This window comes from Afipia clevelandensis ATCC 49720 (assembly GCF_000336555.1).
In the GTDB taxonomy this organism is placed as follows: domain Bacteria; phylum Pseudomonadota; class Alphaproteobacteria; order Rhizobiales; family Xanthobacteraceae; genus Afipia; species Afipia clevelandensis.
Genome location: NZ_KB375281.1, coordinates 2,687,462 through 2,703,312, shown reverse-complemented (window position 1 = coordinate 2,703,312; position 15,851 = coordinate 2,687,462). Strand labels below are relative to the sequence as shown.

Annotated in this window: 17 protein-coding genes; 15 read left to right on the top strand and 2 right to left on the bottom strand. The window is 62.7% G+C overall.

The annotated features are described in order from the left end of the window. Positions 1–7 precede the first annotated feature (7 nt). The 3 genes from ybgC (at position 8) to HMPREF9696_RS12930 (ending at position 1,585) form a co-directional block, all read left to right on the top strand. A complete protein-coding gene (gene ybgC, locus HMPREF9696_RS12940; protein WP_002713470.1) occupies positions 8–451 on the top strand; it encodes a tol-pal system-associated acyl-CoA thioesterase in 444 nt (147 codons plus the stop codon). An 87-nt stretch (positions 452–538) separates the two neighbouring features. Continuing rightward, entirely contained in the window at positions 539–1,006 is a 468-nt protein-coding gene (locus tag HMPREF9696_RS12935; protein ID WP_002713469.1) for a nuclear transport factor 2 family protein, read from the top strand. A 21-nt stretch (positions 1,007–1,027) separates the two neighbouring features. Beyond that, positions 1,028–1,585 carry a TetR/AcrR family transcriptional regulator gene (locus HMPREF9696_RS12930; RefSeq protein WP_002713468.1) on the top strand — a complete coding sequence of 186 codons (558 nt, stop codon included), beginning with the start codon at positions 1,028–1,030 and terminating at the stop codon, positions 1,583–1,585. Between the two features lie 133 nt (positions 1,586–1,718). On the opposite strand, the gene HMPREF9696_RS12925 is transcribed toward HMPREF9696_RS12930, so the two are convergent. Beyond that, positions 1,719–2,363: a glutathione S-transferase N-terminal domain-containing protein gene (locus HMPREF9696_RS12925; RefSeq protein WP_002713467.1), complete on the bottom strand. Its 645-nt coding sequence runs from the start codon at positions 2,361–2,363 to the stop codon at positions 1,719–1,721. A gap of 89 nt (positions 2,364–2,452) precedes the next feature. Between HMPREF9696_RS12925 and HMPREF9696_RS12920 the strand changes: the two genes are divergently transcribed. The 3 genes from HMPREF9696_RS12920 to HMPREF9696_RS12910 all read left to right on the top strand — a co-directional run bounded on the left by HMPREF9696_RS12920 (position 2,453) and on the right by HMPREF9696_RS12910 (position 4,450). Next, positions 2,453–3,103, top strand: a complete 651-nt coding sequence (locus HMPREF9696_RS12920; RefSeq protein ID WP_002713466.1) for a TetR/AcrR family transcriptional regulator — start codon at positions 2,453–2,455, stop codon at positions 3,101–3,103. Positions 3,104–3,164: 61 nt separating this feature from the next. Further along, positions 3,165–3,845 carry a TetR/AcrR family transcriptional regulator gene (locus tag HMPREF9696_RS12915; protein WP_002713465.1) on the top strand — a complete coding sequence of 227 codons (681 nt, stop codon included), beginning with the start codon at positions 3,165–3,167 and terminating at the stop codon, positions 3,843–3,845. A 101-nt stretch (positions 3,846–3,946) separates the two neighbouring features. Beyond that, a complete protein-coding gene (locus tag HMPREF9696_RS12910) occupies positions 3,947–4,450 on the top strand; it encodes a DUF2852 domain-containing protein (protein WP_002713464.1) in 504 nt (167 codons plus the stop codon). A 78-nt stretch (positions 4,451–4,528) separates the two neighbouring features. On the opposite strand, the gene HMPREF9696_RS12905 is transcribed toward HMPREF9696_RS12910, so the two are convergent. Then, a complete protein-coding gene (locus HMPREF9696_RS12905) occupies positions 4,529–5,218 on the bottom strand; it encodes a DUF6498-containing protein (protein ID WP_002713463.1) in 690 nt (229 codons plus the stop codon). A gap of 256 nt (positions 5,219–5,474) precedes the next feature. On the opposite strand from HMPREF9696_RS12905, the gene HMPREF9696_RS12900 reads away from it, so the two are divergent. The 9 genes from HMPREF9696_RS12900 (at position 5,475) to ybgF (ending at position 15,766) form a co-directional block, all read left to right on the top strand. Further along, entirely contained in the window at positions 5,475–6,458 is a 984-nt protein-coding gene (locus tag HMPREF9696_RS12900) for a hypothetical protein (protein WP_002713462.1), read from the top strand. Positions 6,459–6,783: 325 nt separating this feature from the next. Beyond that, the gene (gene tolQ, locus HMPREF9696_RS12895; protein ID WP_002713461.1) at positions 6,784–7,497 is read left to right on the top strand and encodes a protein TolQ; all 714 of its coding nucleotides are present in this window, start codon (positions 6,784–6,786) and stop codon (positions 7,495–7,497) included. 24 nt (positions 7,498–7,521) lie between these two features. Next, positions 7,522–7,974: a protein TolR gene (gene tolR, locus HMPREF9696_RS12890; RefSeq protein WP_002713460.1), complete on the top strand. Its 453-nt coding sequence runs from the start codon at positions 7,522–7,524 to the stop codon at positions 7,972–7,974. A gap of 1 nt (position 7,975) precedes the next feature. Further along, on the top strand, positions 7,976–8,914 hold the full coding sequence (locus HMPREF9696_RS12885; RefSeq protein WP_002713459.1) for a cell envelope integrity TolA family protein: 939 nt from the start codon (positions 7,976–7,978) through the stop codon (positions 8,912–8,914). Between the two features lie 110 nt (positions 8,915–9,024). Then, positions 9,025–10,344, top strand: a complete 1,320-nt coding sequence (tolB, locus tag HMPREF9696_RS12880) for a Tol-Pal system beta propeller repeat protein TolB (RefSeq protein ID WP_040302026.1) — start codon at positions 9,025–9,027, stop codon at positions 10,342–10,344. Between the two features lie 185 nt (positions 10,345–10,529). Further along, entirely contained in the window at positions 10,530–12,845 is a 2,316-nt protein-coding gene (locus HMPREF9696_RS12875; RefSeq protein ID WP_002713457.1) for a putative bifunctional diguanylate cyclase/phosphodiesterase, read from the top strand. 179 nt (positions 12,846–13,024) lie between these two features. Beyond that, a complete protein-coding gene (locus HMPREF9696_RS12870) occupies positions 13,025–13,777 on the top strand; it encodes an N-acyl amino acid synthase FeeM domain-containing protein (protein WP_002713456.1) in 753 nt (250 codons plus the stop codon). Between the two features lie 252 nt (positions 13,778–14,029). Continuing rightward, positions 14,030–14,521, top strand: coding sequence for a peptidoglycan-associated lipoprotein Pal (gene pal / locus HMPREF9696_RS12865; protein WP_002713455.1), 492 nt, complete (start codon positions 14,030–14,032; stop codon positions 14,519–14,521). 198 nt (positions 14,522–14,719) lie between these two features. Beyond that, positions 14,720–15,766 (top strand): tol-pal system protein YbgF, encoded by a 1,047-nt coding sequence (ybgF, locus tag HMPREF9696_RS12860; protein ID WP_040301427.1) that lies wholly within the window; start codon positions 14,720–14,722, stop codon positions 15,764–15,766. Positions 15,767–15,851 lie beyond the last annotated feature (85 nt).

The window sequence follows — 15,851 nt, the reverse complement described above, 5'->3', positions numbered from 1 at the left end:
TTTCAAGATGCTCGATGGTGCGATCCGCGACGGCAAACACGTCATGCAGGTGCGTGTCTATTACGAAGACACCGACTTCACCGGCATTGTCTATCACGCCAACTACCTGCGCTTCATGGAGCGCGGCCGGACCAACTATCTGCGGCTGCTCGGCGCGGATCAGCGCGCGCTGTTCGCGGAAGCCGAGAATGAAGCGCCGGGCTTCGCGTTCGTCGTCCGCGCGATGCAGATCGACTATCTCAAACCCGCGCGGATGGACGACGTTCTGGAGATCGTTACCATGCCGGTGGAAGTGAGAGGCGCGTCGATCACGCTGGGGCAGGAAGTGCGCCGCGGCGGCGACGCGTTGATCGAGGCGAAGGTCAAGGTCGCGTTCGTGTCCGGCGGCCGCGCGCGGCCGATCCCGAAGGCGCTGCGCATCGCCATGAAGGCGGATCAGGACGCGACCTAGCGTGACGGATCATCGTCAAATAGGCACTTGACGCTCTGTACCAATTGGTACAAGTTTGTACCTATCAGTACAAACAGGAGCTGCGTCATGTCTCGCCCGCCCGTGCCGCCGTTTACCAGAGAAACCGCCGCGCAGAAGGCGCGCATGGCGGAAGATGCCTGGAATTCTCGCGATCCGGTCAAGGTGTCGCTCGCCTATACCGAGGACAGCATCTGGCGCAATCGCTCGGAGTTCTTTCAGGGCCGCGACGCCATTGTCGAGTTTCTCACCCGCAAATGGGCTAAGGAGCACGAGTACCGGCTGATCAAGGACTTGTGGGCGTTCGACCGCAATTTCATCTCGGTGCGCTTTCAGTACGAGTGGCACGACGATGCCGGGCAATGGTTCCGCTCCTATGGCAACGAAAACTGGGAATTCGACGAACACGGCTTGATGAAGCGCCGCGAAGCCAGCATCAACGATGTGGCGATACAGGAGAGCGAACGCCGCTTTCACTGGCGCGCGCCGGGGCCACGTCCGGCGGATGTGCCTGGGCTGGCGCCGGTTCCGAAGTGAGCTTGCTTCGAAAGGACTGAGATGGCGAAACCTGAGGCTGCGCGCGAGGACGTTCTGGCTGCTCTGGCCGAAGTGTTTCGCGCGCACGGTTATGAGGGCGCGACGCTTGCGCTGATCACCGAGGCCACGGGCCTCGGCAAGGGCAGCCTCTACAATTTCTTTCCCGGCGGCAAAGAGCAGATGGCGAACGAAGTGCTCGGCTCCATCGACCGCTGGTTCAACGACAGGATCTACACGCCGCTCCGCAACGCGTCCGATCCGGCGAAGGGCATCGCGGAGATGTATGCGGCGACGAATGACTATTTCGGTTCGGGACAGCGGGTTTGTCTTGTCGGCGTGGTGGCGCTCGGTGCCTCGCGCGATCTGTTCGCCGAAAAGGTGAAGGTCTATTTCGCGGGTTGGGTCGATGCGCTCGCAGCCGCGCTGCGCCGTCTTGGCGGCGGCAAGGCGGAGGCCCGCCGCAAGTCAGAACAGGCGGTGCTGGAAATCCAGGGTGCGCTGGTGCTGGCGCGTGCGTTCGACGATCCGAAGGTGTTTTCGCGGGCGCTGAAGGAGTCCGAGCGGCGGCTGTTTGACTGACACGTCGTCATTGCGAGGAGCCATCAGCGCGGTTACGCGCGTCTTCGACGCGCTATGGCGACGAAGTAATCCATGCTTCGCTTTTGAAGAGTGGATTGCTTCGCTTCGCTCGCAATGACAAAAAAGTCCTTCGTTACGCCGCCGCCTTGTGACGCGCGAGTTCGGCCTTGTAGAGCTCGAATTCCTCGGCCAGCGCTTTCATCACGCTCGGCCGCGTCTTGAAGCGCGCGAGATAATCGCTGATCGCAGGCCATGTCTTGAGATCAAGCTGAGGCGTTCCCATGCTCCAGTTCAGCACGGTGCCGAGATAGGCGTCGGCTACGCTGAAATGATCCAGCAGGAATTCGCGGCCTTCGAGATAGTTGTTGAGATAGTCGAGCCGCGAAAGCCCCTTGGCGAGCGTATAGGCATGCACGTCGGCGGGCGCCTTGCGGTCCAGCAGGGTGACGAACAGGCCCTTGTGCAGTTCGGTGCCGATGAAGCAGAGCCACTGATGCAGGCGGCTGCGTTCGATGCCTGATGCCGCGCCAAGTCCCGCGTCCGGGAAGCGCTCCGCGACATACTGAAGAATCGCGGCGTTCTCGGTGAGCACGAGGCCGTCCTCCGTGCTGACCGTCGGCACCAGGCCAAGCGGATTCACGCTGCGGAAATCCGAATTGTCCTGCAGCACCTTTTTCGATTTCGGATCGACCTCGAGATAGCGCGCGTCGGCGCCGGCTTCATAGAGCGCGATGCGGGTTGCCATCGAACAGGCGAGGGGAGAGAAATAGAGGTCCATGATGCGTCTCCTTGGGTGAAACCGGGGGTGGCCTTGATTTTTATACCGTTCCGCATAAATTAAATGCGGTCAAGAGAATTATTTGCGATATGGTACAAAAAAAGAAAAAGACGCCGACATCCGAGGCCGCCGTGCCGAAAAAGCGCGGGCGTCCGCGCGCCTTCGAGCCGGATGTGGCGCTGGCCAGGGCCATGGACACCTTCCGCGATGGCGGGTTTGCCGCGACGTCGCTGGACGATCTCAGCGAGGCGATGGGCATCAACCGGCCAAGCCTTTACGGCACCTTCGGTGACAAGCGGGAGCTGTTTCTGAAAGCCTATGAGCGCTATCGCGCCGAGATGGCGGCGAAGTTCGCCCATGCCTTCGATCCGAAACTGACGCTGCGGCAGATGCTGGAAGCGATCTACGCGACCGCGCTCGATGTTTATCTGGCGGGCGACAAAGGCCCGCGCGGCTGCTTTACGGTGATGACGGCGACCTCGGAAGCGATGGCCGATCCGGAAATCCGCCCGCTGGTGCAGAAGGCGCTCGGCTCGACCCAGCGCACGCTGGCGAAGCGTTTTCAGGCGGCGGTGGAGTCCGGCGAACTGCCGCCGGGGGCCAATGTGCAGGTGCTGTCGCAGATCGCGGCTTCCACCGTTGAGGCGCTGGCGATCCGCTCGCGCGCCCGTCTGCCGCGTCCCGAACTGGAGGCCCTGGCGCGGGGGACCGTGGACCTGATCTGCGGCCCGAAGCCCTAATGGCGTGGTGACGGCGGACGGCAACTCATGTAAAATGGTTTTACATGAGTAAGAACCCGACATGAGTTGGCACAAGAACCGCGGCCGCCGCGAAGGCGGTTACCATCACGGCAATCTGAAGGAAGCGCTGGTGCAGGCCGCGCTGGATCTGATCGCCAACAAGGGACCGGCGGGCTTCACCTTTGCCGAAGCCGCGCGCTCCGCCGGTGTCAGCCCGGCGGCGCCGTATCGTCATTTCCGTGATCGTGACGAGTTGCTGGCGAGCGTCGCGCAGCAGGGCTTCGAGCTATTCGAGGCGCAGCTTGCGGCGGCGTGGGACGATGGCCGTCCCGATACGCCGACCGCCTTCCAGCGCATCGGCAAGGCCTATCTCGCTTTCGCCCGCGAGAATCCGGCTTATTACTCGGCGATGTTTGAATCCGGCGTTCCGGTGGAAACCAATCCGGCATTGTTGCTCGCAGGTGAGCGCGCTTTCGCGATCATTCGGGCCGCATCGGAGCGGCTGGTGGCGATGGCGCCGCCGAATGTGCCGCGTCCGCCCGCGATGATGATGGCGCTGCATATCTGGTCGATGTCGCACGGTATCGCCTCGCTGTTCGGGCGCGGCGACGCGGCACGACGCAAGCTGCCGATGTCGGCAGAAGACCTGCTGGAAGCCGGTGTGCTGATCTATCTGAAAGGTCTCGGTTTCCCGACCGATCAGCATCAGCACCATCAGCCGCCGGAACCGCCGCGAAAATAATTTCAGGGCTGCGACAACCGCTCCGCTTGACAAAAATCCGGCTTGGTTTATCTATGTAAATGTTATTTACATTCACGGAAGCGTGAAAACTGGAGGACGCCATGGCGAACACAACCGCCAACACTGCACGCCTCGACCGCTGGGGCCGCCCGGACTGGGCGGAGCCACACAACAGTTACGACTCGCGGCATGACTGGCAGCCGCGGTTTCATCCGGGGCGCATCATCCTGATCGTTGCCGGTTTCATCATCTGGTGGCCGCTGGGTCTGGCCGCTCTCGCTTACTCACTCTGGAGCAGAAACATGGGTTGCTGGTCTCACGATCGTCATGGCCGCTGGGCCGACAAGATGGAACGCATGCAGTGGAAGATGGAGCGGATGCGCAGCCGCATGGACGGCCGCGGATTCTATGCGCCGTCGAGCGGCAACCGCGCCTTCGACGAATACCGCATGGAGACGCTGCGCCGTCTTGAGGAAGAGCAGACCGAGTTCAAGGATTTCCTCGACCGCCTGCGTCACGCCAAGGACAAGGAAGAGTTCGACGCCTTCATGGCGCAGCACAAGCAGCGCCCGACACCGCCGAACGATCAGCCTTCTCAGGGATAAGACAAGCCCCGTCTCCCTGATCGGCTCGCAAGCCGTCCATCTCTCGCGAGGTGGGCGGCTTTGCTTTGCGCAATCGCATCATGGGCCTGCGCGTCGCGGCGAGGAGAGGGATCTTGCCTTCATCTGAAATCTGATTTCAATCGCCACCTTGAGCAGCACGAGAACAATCAGCGGGGCGGCGGTCCCGATCGCCTGCGCAACAAACGCACCGCCCATGATCGCCAGATGCATGATCACGATCCGCTTGTAGAAGCCGCCCATGATCTCGCCGGTGTCGGTGCTCGCCGTCGTTTTCGCGAACACAAAGCGGTTCACGGCATCGTTGATAAACATCGCGCCCTGGCCGACGAACAGCGCCAGCAGCGGAATCCACAGGTCCTTGTCGATCACGATCAGGCGGATGAAATCCCGCGCGTCGTGAATGCGGCTGGCCCAGGGGCCGGCGAACAGCGAGAAGATGAACAGCATGTGCACGGACATGAACAGCCCGGAATGCACGGTGAAGAATCCGGCCAGCGCCAGCGATCCGGCGACGCTGCGCCCTGTCGCCGACCCGGGATCACGCGACATCGTGGCCGCCCGCGCGATGGTCCAGAATCCGATGACCGCGGTTTCCAGCCAGTAGAGACACAGCAGCACAAAGACATCCCAACCCCAAAACACGATGCCGGCGAGCGGCGCCAGATTGGAGAGGATCAGGATCCACGCGGCGAGTGCTCCCCGTCTTGATAGGGACGATTCTGCAGCGGAGGGAACGGCCGATGTCATGCGGCAATTAAATCCAATCCTGCGCGACAAACAAAGCAGCCGCGCGCGGTTATCCCAATTGCCATCGAGGTTCGGATCGGCTTGAATAAAGCATGATCAGGAACGTGATCTCATCGCGCCGCCGCTGGTGGCGCTCGGTGTCCTGCAGCGGCATCTGGCGCACTGGCGCCGCCTGCTGAAATGCAGGGCGGTCTGCGCTGCCTCGCCATCAAATCTGCACATCAGGCCTTCGGGTCCGGACTGTTTCGGAGAGATCATGTCTGCAAAAATGCAGCCGGTGCGGGCCTTGCCTGTCGCCGCATTGGCGTGGCTCGGCCGTCAGGGCACACGCACCATCGCCGCCCTGGTGTTCATCGGCATCGCACTTCCGCCGCTCGGCGCCGTGCTCAAGCCTTATGTCGGCGAGGCGGTTTTCGTCCTGCTCTGTATTTCCTTCATGCGCGTCGATGTCGCTGCCATGCGCGGCTATCTTTCGCGGCCCGTGCTGGTGATCGTGGCGACGCTCTGGAGCGCGCTCGTGTTGCCGTTGCTGTTCGGCCTTGGCGGCATTGTGAGCGGCTTCGATAAGGTTTCGCCTGACCTGTTTCTCGGCCTGATGCTGCAGGCGGTCGCTTCGCCGATGATGGCGTCGCCGGCGCTGGTGGCGCTGATGGGGCTGGACTCAACGCTCGTCCTCATCACGCTGGTGACGAACACCGCGCTGGTGCCGCTCACGGCGCCGCTTTTCGCCTGGCTGTTCTTCGGAACAGCACTGACGCTGTCGCCCCTCGCACTCGGGCTGAAACTGCTGGCGATGCTGGCGGGCGCGATGCTTGTCGCCGCCGTGATCCGCCGCTGGGCCGGCGCGGCGGCCATTGTCCGCCACCGGCAACCGATCGACGGCATCAACATTCTCGTGCTTCTGGTGTTCGTCAGTGCGGTGATGGGCTCGGTGGCAGAGAGCTTTTGGGCCGCCCCCGTGCGGGTACTTCTGCTCACAGCATTCGCCTTTGTCGTGTTCGGTGTCCTACTTGGCGCCACCGTGCTGGTGTTCCGCAGGGCCGGGCAGGAGCGCGCGCTGGCGCTCGGGCTGATGGTGTCCCAGCGCAACATGGGCCTGATGCTGGCCGCAACCGACGGCGTTCTCCCGGGGCTGACCTGGCTGTATTTCGCGCTGGCCCAGTTCCCGATCTATGTCTCTCCGCAACTGCTCAAGCCGTTGGTCCGGCGGTTTCAGGGCACCTCCGCCACCCAGCCATAGAGTCCGCCCGGCGGCTGGTTCCAGGGCCGCCGACCATCTGGCATCACGGCCATTTTCCGGCCCCGACCCTTGTGTGGTAACCCCGCCTTAACCCTGATTAGCGATTGGTTAGAAGGGCCAAAGCGGTGCGGACAGCCCTCGTTTTGACACGTTAGCAGGGGATGCAGAGCCCGGCCTCAGGGACAGGCCATCCCACGCGACACGAGACCGGAACGGGGCGATCGGCAGCGTTGGCGTTTCGCTGCGACGGTTGCTGTTTGGCGGCCACCGGGCCAGCCGCGCAGGCCGCGTGAAACAGGATTATCGCCGTGAGAGGATACCGATCATGAATCCAGCAGACGTCGCGCAGTCAGCCTTGCCGGTGGCATCCGCTGACGTGTCGCTGATCTCGCTGTTCTGGCATGCGCATTTTGTCGTGAAGACGATCATGCTCGGCCTGCTCGCCTGTTCGGTGTGGGTCTGGGCCATCGCGATCGACAAGATGCTGCTGTATTCCCGCACGAAAAAGGCGATGGACCGCTTCGAGCAGGCGTTCTGGTCGGGTCAGTCCATTGACGAACTCTATCGCGCGCTGGCGGCCAAGCCCACGCAATCCATGGCCGCGCTGTTCGTGGCGGCGATGCGGGAGTGGAAGCGCTCGTTCGAGAGCCATTCCCGTTCCTTCGCCGGCCTGCAGATGCGCATCGACAAGGTGATGAGCGTGTCGATCGCCCGCGAGGTCGAGCGGCTGGACCGGCGGCTCCTGGTGCTGGCCACCGTCGGCTCGGCCAGCCCCTTCGTCGGCCTGTTCGGCACGGTCTGGGGCATCATGTCGAGCTTCCAGTCGATTGCGGCCTCGAAAAATACCTCGCTGGCGGTGGTCGCCCCGGGCATCGCGGAGGCGCTATTTGCCACCGCCATCGGCCTGATCGCCGCAATTCCGGCGACAATTTTCTACAATAAGTTCACCTCGGAGGTGAACCGGCAGGCCCAGCGGCTTGAAGGGTTCGCCGACGAGTTCTCGGCGATCCTGTCACGCCAGATCGACGAGCGTGCGTAAGGTGAACGGCTTGGGACATTCGTCATGGGCATGAGCTTCGGAGGCGGTTCGGGCGGCGGTGGACGCCGCGGCTATCGCCGCGCCAACGTCATGGCCGAAATCAACGTCACGCCCATGGTGGACGTGATGCTGGTGCTGCTCATCATCTTCATGGTGTCGGCGCCGCTTTTGACAGTTGGTGTCCCGCTGGATCTGCCGCAGACCGCGGCCAAGAGCCTGGACCAGGACAAGGAGCCGCTGACGGTCTCCGTCCAGCTCACAGGCAAGGTGTTTCTCAACAACACCGAAATCCCGATGGACGAACTGGTGCCGAAATTGCAGGCCATTACGAGTGCGCGCGGCGGCATGGACGAGCGTATCTTTGTTCGCGGCGACACAAAGGTGGATTACGGTACGGTGATGCGCGTGATGGGCCGCCTGTCCGCCGCAGGCTTCAAGCGCGTGGCTCTGGTGACCGAGGTCGAGCAGGGAAACTGACGTGAAGATCGACAAGACCCTCGCAGCGTCTGTCGCATTGCATGCCCTGGTGATCGGCTGGGGTCTTGTGTCGTTCTCGACCAAGGCCTTTGAATCCGTGCCGGAGGATTCCGTTCCCGTCGATATCGTTTCCGCCGAGCAGTTCGCCAAGGCGATGCAGGGCATGAAGACCGGCAAGAAGGAAAACCCGAAGCCGATGGTGGAGAAGGTCGCCGAGCCGAAGCCGCCGGTGGACGAAGCCGTCGGCAAGATCGACGACAAGAAACCTCCCGTCGTGACCGAAGCCGCGCCGCCGCCGGTGCCGAAGCCCGAACCGAAGCCGGTGGAGAAGAAGCCCGATCCGCCGAAGCCGGTGGTCGAGAACAAGCCGAAGGAAGAGCAGAAGCAGGCCGAGAAGAAGCCGGACAACGCCAAGGTCGATCCGATCGCCGAGGCGCTGAAGAAGGAAGAGGCGAAGAAGCCGCCGAAGCCGCATCAGGTCAAGGCGACGCCGCCTCCGCCCGACAAGCACAAGGCCGAGCGCGTGTTTGATCAGTCGAAGATCGCGGCGCTGCTCGACAAGCGCGATCCCTCGCGCGAATCCATTACCGGCGCGGCGCTGAATTCACAGGCGGCGCTGGGCACGGCGCGCGGCCGGGCCGCCGACAACTCCGCGACCTGGGGCGCGATGTTCCGCCAGCAGGTGGAGCGGTGCTGGAAGAAACCCTATGGCGGCGTCGAGGCGCAGAAGGTGGAAGCTGTCTTTACGATCAAGCTGAAGCGCGACGGCACGCTGGAAGCGATGCCGGTGCCGCTGCCGGGCGGATCGAGCCCGTATTTCCGCGTCTATCAGGAGAGCGCGCAGCGCGCGATCATCGAGTGCCAGCCCTATAATCTGCCTGCGGCCTATTTCGACGAGTGGAAATTCTTCGAGCCGGCATTTACCGAGAAATTTTCTTGACACGAAAATCTGATGGCATGAACGGCGCTGCCGGAATGAATTTGGACAGGATGCAAGATTTGAACAACGACAATCCGGACAAGCTGCAGACGAAGATCGCCGCACCCGACATGATCCTCACCCGACGTCACCTGATGACCGGCGCCGCATCGGCCGGGCTGTTGCTGGCATCGCCCATGCGCCGCGCGCTGGCGCAGGCCCGAGTCACTGTCACCGAAGGCAATTTCCAGCCGATCCCGATCGCGATTCCGAATTTCGTGCCGGGCGGGCAGGGCGATGGTGAAGTTGCCGCCGGCATCGCACAGGTCATTACCAACAACCTCAAGCGCAGCGGCTTGTTCGCGCCGATCGATCAGGCCGCCTATATCGAGCGCATCACCAACATCGATGTGCCGCCACAGTTCGCGAGCTGGCGGCAGATCAACGCGCAGGCGCTGGTGACGGGCCGTGCCACGCGGCAGGGCGACGGCCGCCTCAAGGCCGAGTTTCGCTTGTGGGACGTGCCGCAGGCGCAGCAGCTCACCGGCCAGCAGTATTTCACCTCGCCGGAATCCTGGCGCCGCATCGCGCACATCATCTCGGACCAGATTTACGAGCGTCTCACCGGCGAGAAGGGTTACTTCGACAGCCGCGTGGTGTTCGTCGACGAGACCGGGCCGAAGGACCGCCGCGTCAAGCGTCTTGCGATGATGGATCAGGACGGCGCCAATGTGCGCTACCTGACCCGCGGCACCGACCTCGTGCTGACGCCGCGGTTTTCGCCGTCGACGCAGGAAATCACCTATATGGAGTTCGGCAAGGGCGATCCGCGCGTCTATCTCTTCAATGTGGAGACCGGCCAGCGCGAAATCGTCGGCAATTTCCCCGGCATGTCGTTCTCGCCGCGCTTCTCCCCCGATGGCCAGCGCATTGTCATGAGCATGCAGCAGGGCGGCAACTCGAACCTGTTCGTCATGGATCTGCGCTCCAAGTCGATGACGCGCCTGACCGATACGCCGGCCATCGATACCTCGCCGTCCTATGCGCCGGACGGCTCGCGAATTTCTTTCGAGTCCGATCGTGGCGGCAAGCCGCAGATTTACGTGATGGGCGCGAACGGCGGCGCAGCGCAGCGCATCTCGTTCGGCGAAGGGAGCTACTCGACGCCGGTCTGGTCGCCGCGCGGCGACTACATCGCCTTTACGAAGCAGGGCGGTGGTCAGTTCTCGATCGGCATCATGAAACCGGACGGGTCGGGTGAGCGCATCCTCACGTCCGGCTTCCACAACGAGGGACCGACCTTCGCGCCGAACGGTCGTGTCGTGATGTTCTTCCGCGAGTCGGGCGGCGGGCCGTCGCTCTACACGGTGGATATTTCCGGACGTAACGAGCAGAAGGTGCCGACGCCGGGTTATGCGTCCGATCCGGCCTGGTCGCCGCTGCTATCGTAAATGAAGCGTTAACCCGCGATCCCGATTGCCGCTCCTTGCGGCAATCCTTTCCTAATTTGATGACATTGCAGGCGGATTTCATCCTTCTCTGATCGCATCAATACATCGCTAACGATGTTCGCTCAGAAAGACTTCATCTGCGGTGGGTAAAGGTGTGCCGATCCAAAGGACGTGCGCGCGCCCCGATGCAACTTGTTCACAGGAAAAACCGGCCGGAAGAACAGTCTCTGTCGCCGACAGTGTATGCGGCGCTGGTGGATTCGCTGTTCCAGAATCCTGCGCCGATGCTTGCCGGCGCGATCTGCATGGCGGTCGCCGCGATCCTGACGGCGCTGAAGACCGGCAACGTCTATCTTTGGCCCTGCATGGCGCTGATCGTTCTGGTCGGCTCCTATCGCACCTACAACATGCATCAGTACAAGCGCCGTGGCGCGCACCTGTCCCAGGAAGCGGCGATCCGCTGGGAAGGGCGCTACCGGATCGGCGCGCTGCTTTACGCAGCCGTCCTGGGTGTCTGGTGCACGGTCGTTCTTCTCGGCACCGACGATCCTGTCGCGCACATGATCTGCATCGTGGTCACCACCGGCTATATCGCCGCCGGGTCGGGCCGCACCTACGGACGCCCGTGGATTTTCAATCTCCAGATACTGCTCGCCTGCGGTCCGATGACGATCGCGGAAGTCCTGCGCGGTGATCCCTATTACATCGGCCTCGCGCTGCTCAACGGCCTGTTCTTCATCGGCCTGAAGCATATCACGCAGAGCCTGAAGCAGATCTATGTCGAAGCGCTGGGAGCCAGCGAACGCGAGGCGGCCATCGCGGCACAGTTCGATACCGCGCTCAACAACATGCCGCACGGGCTGTGCATGTTCACGGCGACGGGCCGGCTGGCCGTGATCAATTATCGCTTCACCGAAATGCTCCATTTGCCGCGCGATCTGGTGCATCGCGCCGCGGCCGTTGGAACGGTGGTCGGGGATGCGGTTGCAGCAAAAACCCTGTCGCAAGCCAGCGCCGATGCCATCGTTGCCGAAGTTCAGGCCTCGCGCGTGGGCGAAATCGTCACCACCGACACCAGCGGCGGCGCCGAGCGCGCGCTGTCCTGGACATTCCAGCCGATGGCTGACGGCGGCACCGTCGTGCTGGTGGAAGACATTACCGCGCGCCGCAACGCCGAGGCCCGGATCGGCCACATGGCGCGGTTCGATGAACTCACGGGACTTCCCAACCGCGTGCATTTCCGCGACGAGATCGAGGGAATGCTGGCTTCGGGCAAGGGCCTGTCCGCACTGTTGTTCGTCGATCTCGACCAGTTCAAGCAGGTCAACGACACGCTCGGTCATCCAAGCGGCGACAAGCTGCTGTGCGCGGTGACGGCGCGCCTGCGCCGGCTGCTGCGGCCCGAGGATTTCGTCGCCCGTTTCGGCGGCGACGAGTTCGTGGTGTTCCAGCGCGGGATTCATTCGGCGGACGACGCCGCCTCGCTGGCGCGGCGGATCGTCGACCGTCTCAGCGAGCGTTACGAGATTGATCATCATCTGGTCGAGATCGGCGCCAGCATCGGCATTGCGCTGACATCGCCGGATGCCAGCGTCGACGTGCTGCTGAAAAATGCCGACATGGCGCTCTACCGCGCCAAGGCCGACGGCCGCGGCACCTTCTGCTTCTTCCGGGATGAAATGGCGCACACCGTCGAGGCGCGCCGCGTGCTCGAACTCGATCTGCGCCACGCGCTCGCGCACGAAGAATTCGAGCTGTATTATCAGCCGCTGGTCAACCTGAAATCGGGCCGCATCTCGACCTGTGAAGCGCTGCTGCGCTGGAATCATCCGACGCGCGGTTCGGTGTCGCCCGCCGACATCATTCCGGTCGTGGAAGATATGGGCCTTGTGGTCGATCTCGGCCGCTGGATTCTGCGCAAGGCCTGCATGGAGTGCATGAAGTGGCCGGACCCGGTCAGCGTCGCGGTCAATTTCTCCTCGCAGCAATTCCATCAGCGCGATGTGATGACTGAAGTGCGCTATGCGCTCGAGGTCTCGGGCCTGCCGCCGCATCGCCTGGAAATCGAAATCACCGAGTCGTCACTGCTGCGCAACACGCAGTGGACCCTCGATGTGCTGTCGCAACTCCGCGAACTTGGCGTGCGTATCTCGCTCGACGATTTCGGCACCGGCTATTCGAGCCTCAGCTATCTGCATAATTTCCCGCTGCAGAAGGTGAAGATCGACCGTTCGTTCCTTGAGGATATCGGCAGCCATCGGCCGCTCACGCTGCTGCGCGGCGTCGCGCGCCTCAGCGCCGATCTTGGCATGTCCGTCGTGGTCGAGGGCATTGAGACCAATGAGCAACTCGAACTGATCAGCTCAGAAGGCACCGTTACCGAGGCGCAGGGCTTCCTGTTCAGCCGTCCGGTGCCCGCCGCGCGCGTGCGCGAGTTGCTCAAGGCATCGCACGGCTCGTCGTCCAAGGACGTCATTCCGATCCGGCAGACCCTGCGCTGAAGCCTTCAGCACCTCTCAATCCGCGCATCCCAATCGTTTTACAGAACCGCAGCACGTCAACACTTTCATGATTGACGCGGGTTAAGGTTAACCCGGACAACGCTTTGCCATCCCATTAAGAAAGCATTAACCTCTTACCAATGGCGCAAAGCGATTTCGCGGGCGCGCGAGGCAAGAACATGATCCCTGCAGTGCAGACGGCGAGCCAGGCGACGGAACGCAGCAGCTACCCTCTTGATGCCGTCGACTACAGGCTGGTGGAATCCGAAGCTGACAGGGACCGCATCAACCGGCTGCGCTATGACGCCTACCTTCGCGAAGGCGCGATCAAGCCCAACAGCGAAGGCCGGGTGACCGACGAATTCGATGAGTCGCCGTATTCCTGGATTTTCGGTGTTTATCTCGACGGCGAACTCGCCAGTTCGATCCGCATCAGTGTCGCAACGCCGGAACATCAGGCCTCACCATCGGTGAATGTGTTCCCGGATATTCTCAAGCCGGAGCTGGCGGCCGGAAAAACCATTGTCGATCCGACGCGCTTCGTGGCCGATCCGTCCCGCGATCAGCGTTATCCGGAACTGCCCTATCTGACTGTGCGGCTCGGTTATGTCGCCTGCGCTTTCTTCAATGCCGATATCGGCCTCGCCACGGTGCGCGCCGAGCATCAGGCGTTTTACCGCCGGGTCTTCCTGCAGAAGCCGCTGTGCGAGCCGCGCCTGTTTCCGGGGCTGGTGAAGCCCGTGGGCCTGATGGCCGCCGATTATCTGTCGGTGAGGGAGCGTATCTATGAGCGCTATCCTTACTTCCGCTCGAGCTTCTTCGAGCGGCGCAAGCTGTTCGAGCGCGGCCAGCGGCCGGTGGAGGAGGCGGGCCCTGTTCTGACCCTGCCGCAGTTTCCGTTCGCGCAGGCGACCATTGCACCCCGGTCCTGAGCCGGTTTCATCGCAAAATTGCGAATTTCCGCAAGAATAAAGGGCTCCTGCCGCAAGCAGGGGCCCTTTTTGCTTGGCGCATTCACCATCGCGCCATATTCATATCGCATTAACCATCGGCAACGGTTTTGCCGGATGTGTGGCATTTGAGTGTGTCCGGCAACGCCTCGTCAAGGTTGACGAAATGTTCGCTTAACCAACCCGCTGTAGACCGGATCAGTCCAATAGTAACCAGAGCGTGGAGGCTCCGGAATGAAACATCAGATGCGTATCCTCCAGGGATTGAAGCTGGCCGCGGTCTTGGCCGTAGCGCTGTCTATGGGCGCCTGCGCCAACAAGAACGGGGTCGGCGGCGATGCCATGGCGAGCGCGGCGGTGCCCGGCAGCCAGCAGGATTTCGTCGTGAATGTCGGCGATCGCGTGTTCTTCGAGAGCGATCAGACCGAACTGTCGCCGCAGGCGATCGCGACCCTCGACAAGCAGGCGCAGTGGCTGCAGCAGTACAACCGCTACAGCTTCACCATCGAAGGTCACGCCGACGAGCGCGGCACCCGCGAATACAACATCGCGCTCGGCGCCAAGCGCGCCCAGTCGGTCCGCAGCTTCCTCGCCTCGCGCGGCATCGACCCGAGCCGCATGCGCACCATCTCCTACGGCAAGGAGCGCCCTGTCGCGGTGTGTAACGACATCTCGTGCTGGTCGCAGAACCGCCGTGCGGTCACCGTGCTGAACGCCAGTTCGTAACGGATCCGCGAGACCTTTTAAAAGCGGCGCCTACGGGCGCCGTTTTGTTTTTGCCGGGCCTGTCGCCAGTGCCTTCGGAGTTCGTGTAGGATGCCGCCGAGACGGAACGCGAACGCCGGAAAGTGGGAACCAGCCACATTTTCGGCGTACTGAAACCGACAATGTCATTCGCGAAACCGCTTTATTCGCCGGGTCAAAATGTCATCCAGATTTCAAATGTTCGCCTGTGCGGTCCTCGTGTCCGCGCCCCTTTGGCTGCCCACGGGCGCATCTGCGCAGCAGGACATGGATCCTGAACTGCGCATCGAGCGGCTGGAAAACCAGCTCCGCACTCTGACCGGCCAGAACGAGGAATTGCAGTATCGCAACCGCCAGCTTGAAGAGCAGTTGCGGGCGCTTCAGGGCGGCCAGCCCCAAGCCGGCCAGCCCCAGGCTGGTCAGGCCGCAGCGCCGCGTCCCGCCAATCCGAATGTGGCCGCGCCGCAGGTTCAGCCAAACCCGAATGCGGGTTATCAGCAAAACTCCGGCTACCAGCAAAATCCCGGCTATCAGCAGCCTCCGGCCGTTGGCGAAGCGCCGCCCGTGATTACGGCGCCTGTCGCCAGCAGCGGCCGCCGTGGCGATGCCTTCGATCCGAGCCGCAATCCGAATGCGCCGGGCGTGCCGCGTGCGCTTGGCGGCGGGCAGATGCCGGTAACGGAAGGACCGGTCGGCGCACCGGGCGGGCGCGATGCCGGCGAGCCGCTCAACCTGTCGAATGTCGGCGGCGCGCGCGATCCGTATGGCACCAATGCGCCGGCGCAGCGTCCGGTTCAGCAGGCGCCGAACACCACGGCCTCGCTCACCACCTTGCCGCCGTCGGCCTCGCCGCGCGACGAGTTCGATCTCGGCATCGGCTATATCCAGCGCAAGGATTACGCGCTGGCTGAAGAAACCATGCGCAACTTCGCGCAGAAATATCCGACCGATGCGCTGCTGCCGGATTCGCAGTACTGGCTTGGCGAGAGCCTGTATCAGCGGCAGAAGTACCGCGACGCCGCCGAAGTCTTTCTCGGCGTGACGACGAAATACGAGACCGCGGGGAAGGCCCCGGACTCGCTGCTGCGTCTCGGACAATCGCTGGCGGCGCTCAAGGAGAAGGAAGCCGCCTGTGCGGCCTTCGGCGAAGTCACTCGGAAATATCCGCGTGCATCGAACGGCGTGAAGCAGGGCGTGGCGCGCGAACAGAAGCGCGCCGGCTGCTAGTATCAATCCGTCATTGCGAGCGAAGCGAAGCAATCCATTCTTGGATAAAGCTGGATTGTTTCGTCGCAGCGCTCCTCGCAATGAC